Below are 3,008 nucleotides of genomic sequence, written 5' to 3'. Positions count from 1 at the left end.
AGCTTCCCCGGAGAGGAAGGAGCCGGTTCTTGCCGCCTGAACCGGCTCCTTCATCACCGCGCTCCTCAGGATGACAGCGTTTCCACTTCAGGCCTTACCAGACCGCCGCGCAGCCGTCGGTCCGGGACTCGGTGGCGCCGCCCAGGGTTCCCTCGGGCGTCCGCCAGATGATCTCTCCCCTGCCGAAGGAGTTGGACTCCAGCTCGAACTTCATGGAATGCCCCCTCCGGGCGAGGCTCTGGGCGAGAGCCGGGGAGAATCCCGGCTCCACGGAAACGTTCATGCCGCCCATCCACTGCCACCGGGGGGCGTCCAGGGCCTGCTGGGGGTTCATCTCGAAGTCCACGGTGTTCATCACCACCTGGACGTGTCCCTGGGGCTGCATAAAGCCGCCCATGACGCCGAAGGGACCCACGGGAACGCCGTCCTTCGTGAGGAACGCCGGGATGATGGTGTTGTAGGGGCGCTTCCCCGGCTCGAGGACGTTGGGGTGTCCCTTCTGCAGGGAGAAGCAGTGGCCCCGGTTGTTCAGGGCGATGCCCGTCTCCGGTATGACCACGCCCGAGCCGAAGCCCATGTAGTTGCTCTGGATGTAGGAGACCATGTTCCCTTCACCGTCGGCGGCGCAGAGGTAGACGGTGCCTCCGTGCATGGGATTTCCGGCCTTCCGGTCCTCGGCTTCCTCGCCCAGCAGGGCTCTCCGGGCGTCGGCATAGGCGCCGTCAAGAAGCTCCTTCACGGGAACTGCGGCGAAGCGGGTATCCGCCACGTACCGGTGGGCGTCGGCGAACCCCATCTTGATGGCCTCGATCTGCCGGTGCACCGTGAGAGGGTCGTCGTGGGACGAGAACCGGAAGCCCCTGAGGATGGAGAGGGCGAGAAGGGCCACGATGCCCTGCCCGTTGGGGGGGATCTCCCAGACGTCGTATCCCCTGTAGTTCACGCCGATGGGCTCCACCCACTCGGGGCGGAAGGATCCCAGGTCCTCGGCCGAGAAGTACCCGCCGGTCTTTTGGGCGGCGGCCACCATTCTGTCCGCGATCTCGCCCTCGTAGAAGGCCCTGGCGTCCGTGGCCCCGATGAGTTCCAGGGTCCGGGCGTGGGCCTCCGAGGACCAGACTTCTCCGGCCCGGGGGGCCAGGCCGGAGGGGGCGAAGGTGTCGAACCAGGCCTTGAACTCCTCTCCCTTCTCCCGGGCGTACTTCCTGTAGGCGAGTTCCCAGTGGTGGGCCGTGGTGACCGAGACGGCGTGGCCGTTCCGGGCGAGGAACACGGCAGGGGCGAGATTTTCAGCCAGGGAGAGCTTCCCCGCCGTTTTTGTCAGCTCCGCCCATGCGGCGGGGGCGCCGGGAACCGTGGCGGGTGTCCAGCCGTAGGTGGGCAGATGGCCGTCCGACGATGGGTCGGTCCATCCCTTCGCGTCGGCCACGTCCAGAGAAAGGGCCCGGGGGATGGGTCCGCTGGAGTTGAATCCCCGGAGTTTCCCATCCTTCCAGAGGATGGCGAAGGCGTCGCTGCCGATGCCGTTGGCCGTGGGCTCCACCACCGTCAGGGCCGCAGCGGTGGCCACGATGGCGTCCACGGCGTTGCCGCCCTTCTTCAGCACGTCGAGTCCCGCCTGGGCCGCCAGGGGGTGGGATGCGCAGACCATTCCCCGGGAGGCGTACATCATGTTCCTCCTCGAGGGATAGGGGTAATAATGGGGATCGTATTTCACCATGGCTGTGTCCTCCTTCTCACTGTACCTTGTGGCAGGCCACGAAATGGCCGCCGCCCCGGTCCGTCAGGGGAGGCTCCTCCTGCGAACAGATGTCCATCTTCCAGGGACAGCGGGTGTGGAACCTGCACCCGGACGGGGGGGTGATGGGGCTGGGAACCCCTCCGCTGAGGATGAACCGCTCGCGCTTCCGGTTGAGCTTCGGAATGGGCACCGCCGCGAGCAGGGCCTGGGAATAGGGATGGAGCGTGTTGCTGAAGAGTTCCAGCGAGGGCGACGATTCCACGATCTTCCCGAGGTACATGACCGCGATGCGGTTGCTGATGTGCTTCACCACCGACAGGTCGTGGGAGACGAAGAGATAGGTGAGCTTCATGGTCTCCTGGAGTTCCTGCAGCAGGTTCAGTATCTGGGCCTGGATGGACACGTCGAGGGCCGAGACGGGCTCGTCGCAGACGATGAAACCGGGCGACAGGGAGAGCGCCCGGGCGATGCCCACCCTCTGGCGCCTGCCGCCGTCGAGCTCGTGGGGGTACTTGTAGAAGAGGCGGGGGCTCAGGCCGACTTTTTCCATGAGAGCGTCCACCATTTCCTCCCGCTCCCGCTTCGACCCCATGCCGAAGATCTCCAGGGGTTTCCCGATGGTTTCCCCTATGCTTTTTCTCGGGTCAAGGGAGGAGAAGGGGTCCTGGAAGATGATCTGCATCTCCTTCCGCAGGTTATGGAGGGTTTTTTTGTCCGCGGAGGCGATGTCCCGGTCACGGTAGAGAATCCGTCCGGACGTGGCCTCGATAAGCCGGATGAGAAGCCTGCCCGTGGTGGACTTTCCGCAGCCCGATTCGCCCACGAGTCCGAGGGTTTCTCCTTCCTTTATGGCGAAGGACACGCCGTCCACGGCGTGGACATTTCCCGCCGCCACGGGGAAATATTTAACCAGGTTTTCGACCTTGATGAGATCAGGCATGAGCGGCGCCCCCCTTCCCGTAGAGATGGCACATCACCTTGTGCCCGCCTTCGTCCAGCACGCCGGGAACGGAAGTCCGGCAGACGTCCATGCACTGGGGGCACCGGGGATGGAAGGGGCACCCCGACGGCAGGTCCAGGGGATCGGGCATGAGGCCTTCGATGGGCCGTATTTTCGACGTCTCCTCCTCGATGTCCGGGATGCACCGGAACAGGCCGAGGGTGTAGGGGTGCCTGGCATTGCCGAAGATCTGCTCCAGAGAGCCCGCCTCCACAATGCGACCGGCGTACATGACCGCCACGTGATCGCAGACCTCCCCCACCACGC

At 65.2% G+C, this 3,008-nt stretch carries 3 protein-coding genes; all 3 read right to left on the bottom strand.

The window, feature by feature from the left end:
- Nucleotides 1-94 precede the first annotated feature (94 nt).
- Nucleotides 95-1,720, bottom strand: a complete 1,626-nt coding sequence (locus JMJ95_RS08430) for a gamma-glutamyltransferase family protein (RefSeq protein ID WP_290684474.1) — start codon at nucleotides 1,718-1,720, stop codon at nucleotides 95-97.
- 16 nt (nucleotides 1,721-1,736) lie between these two features.
- Nucleotides 1,737-2,681: an ABC transporter ATP-binding protein gene (locus JMJ95_RS08425; protein WP_290684473.1), complete on the bottom strand. Its 945-nt coding sequence runs from the start codon at nucleotides 2,679-2,681 to the stop codon at nucleotides 1,737-1,739.
- Nucleotides 2,674-3,008, bottom strand: a 335-nt coding sequence (locus tag JMJ95_RS08420) for an oligopeptide/dipeptide ABC transporter ATP-binding protein (protein WP_367153782.1), incomplete at its 5' end; no start/stop codon positions are given. The genes JMJ95_RS08420 and JMJ95_RS08425, both read right to left, overlap by 8 nt.

This window comes from Aminivibrio sp., from assembly GCF_016756745.1.
Classification (GTDB): Bacteria; Synergistota; Synergistia; order Synergistales; family Aminobacteriaceae; genus Aminivibrio.
The sequence above is the reverse complement of the archived record's forward strand: the minus strand, read 5'-3'. Positions and strand labels throughout refer to the sequence as shown.

Bases quoted from the DNA above. Each gene is read 5' to 3' on its own strand.
- JMJ95_RS08425 (WP_290684473.1), bottom strand. From the start codon at position 2,681: ATGCCTGATCTCATCAAGGTCGAAAACCTGGTTAAATATTTCCCCGTG.
- JMJ95_RS08430 (WP_290684474.1), bottom strand. From the start codon at position 1,720: ATGGTGAAATACGATCCCCATTATTACCCCTATCCCTCGAGGAGGAAC.